Annotated in this window: 3 protein-coding genes; all 3 read right to left on the reverse strand. The window is 70.4% G+C overall.

Annotation, left to right across the window (positions count from 1 at the left end):
- Positions 1-541: hypothetical protein (locus AB0O29_RS35395; RefSeq protein WP_365160406.1), on the reverse strand; the 541-nt coding region annotated here is incomplete at its 3' end.
- Complete coding sequence (locus AB0O29_RS35400) at positions 538-1,422, reverse strand: oxygenase MpaB family protein (RefSeq protein WP_365160408.1); 885 nt, start codon at positions 1,420-1,422, stop codon at positions 538-540. The genes AB0O29_RS35400 and AB0O29_RS35395, both read right to left, overlap by 4 nt.
- Positions 1,422-2,054: beta-ketoacyl reductase (locus AB0O29_RS35405; RefSeq protein ID WP_365160411.1), on the reverse strand; the 633-nt coding region annotated here is incomplete at its 5' end. The genes AB0O29_RS35405 and AB0O29_RS35400, both read right to left, overlap by 1 nt.

Raw genomic sequence — 2,054 nt, forward strand, 5'->3', positions numbered from 1 at the left:
CGAAGGTCCCGCACATCACGATCGCCGCGGCCACGTAGGAGGTGGTGGCCCAGAAGCGTGGGAACACCGTGCCGCGGCGGAGCTGCGTCGCGGTGGCGAAGATCATGAAGGACATGAAGAAGTGGATCGCGGTGTAGCCGACCGCGATGCAGATCTCGTAGGCCAGGCGGGCGTTGTGGGCGTCGACCGTGGGGCGCAGCGCGGCGACCCACCACATGCCGTTGGTCTGCTGGAGGGTGACGGCCTGGACGGCGGCGCAGGGGATGATCAGGGAGAGGTGGACCGAGGGTCCGGTGGCGGTGTGCAGCAGGTGCTTGAGTCCGGCGGCGAACCAGACGACCAGGGCGAAGCCGAAGTTGGCGAGGTAGAACTGCGCGGCGACGTTCGTCCGCTGCACGGCGAAGTGGTGGGCGATCTGCTGGTCGGTCCAGGACCAGTCGGGGTAGGGCTGGGTGGGGGTGCCCGTGAGGAAGACCACCAGGGCGCCGGTGGCGAAGGCGGCTATGCCGGCCCATCCCGCGACGCGGATGTCCCTGTTCACGGTGCGTCCTTTCGTCGGGGGAAGTCGTGCTGTGCGTAGGGGCCGTACTCGATCGGGCCGAGGTGGTCGATGGTCCAGCCGGCCGGGTAAGAGGGCGGGGTGCGGTGGAAGGGCTTGTCGTCGGGGCGGGGAGGGAGCGCGCGGACGAGTCGGCCCCGGGCGCGCAGTGCGGTGTGGGTGACGGGGGTGAGCCAGGCGGGAGGGTCTTCGAGGCCGAGGATCCTGCGGTTGGCCGGCTCGATCATGGATGTGACGGCTGAGAGCACGAGTCGGCGGGTGGGGGCGGGGCACATTCCGGCGATGATGTCGAGGGCGCAGCGGGCCATGGTCCGGTTCGCCGGGTGGGGGGCGGCCCGTTCGGCTTCGGCCCGGCGGACGTAGGCGTCGAACTCGGCGTGGGTGGCGGGGATGTCCTTGATGCCCATGAGCCGGCCCATGCGCCGGTTGGTGTTGACCAGGGCGCGGATCTCGGTGTCGGTGAGTCCGCGCCAGCCGTAGGTGTTGATCCACCGGATGGGCCAGACGGTGTGGCTGGTGAGGATGTACAGGTAGTCCTCGTTCGCGATCTCGTAGTGGGCGTGGATCTTGTTGAGGGCGCGCAGGGTGGCGCGGCCGTGCGGGGACTCCAGGCCGGCCCGGCATGCCTCGTAGGGGAAGAGCATGGTGTCGTCGAACCGCTTCTGCGGGTGGCGCAGGAACTCGCCTCCGTCGGCGAGGGCCTGGGTGATGGAGGGGATGAGGAAGTCGGTGACGAACGCCACCGAGTAGCCCTGGTTGTAGTCCCAGGGGAACTCGTAGCGGGTCACCAGCTGGAAGATCTCCTCGTAGTCGGTGTCGGGGTCGAGGGTCTGGATGTGCCTCAGTCGGGTGTGGCGGCCCATCACTCCTCCGTGGGGACGAGTCGTTCCAGCAGCCAGCCGGTGACGGCGGCCGCGGTGGGCATCACCCAGATCACCCCGGGCGGCATGGTGATGCCGGTGGCACGGTGGATGCGCTGCTGGAGCTGGACGGCGCCGAGGGAGTCGAGGCCGAGCAGGACCATGCTGGTGTGCGCGCCGACGTGTCGTTGCGTTCCTCCGAGCAGGTCCCGGATGGTGTCGGTGAGGAAGGTCTCCAGCAGGGCGCGGCGCTCCCCGTCGGTGGCGGCCAGCAGCTCGGCGCGCAGCGGCGTCGGTCGGGCTTCCACCTCGTGGCCCAGGAGTGGCGCGAGGAGGGTGGAGGTCCGCAGGGCCGGGAACGGTGCGATCCACCGGCGCAGGTCGACCGGGGAGTACGCCACGCGTTGGTAGTCGGCCTCGATGATGCGGGCGAGGGCGTCGGTGCCGTCCTCGGGGGCGATGGTGAGGAAGCCGCGCTGCGCCAGGTGCCGGCCGCGTCCGGCTTCGCGCCAGGGTCCCCAGTGGATTCCGGTCGCGGGCAGGCCGGCTTGTCTGCGGTGGGTGACGAGGGCGTCGAGGAAGCCGTTCGCGGCCGCGTAGGCGCCTTGCCCGGGGGATCCGATCATGGAGGCCAC

The organism is Streptomyces sp. NPDC089915, from assembly GCF_040684675.1.
GTDB lineage: Bacteria > Actinomycetota > Actinomycetes > Streptomycetales > Streptomycetaceae > Streptomyces.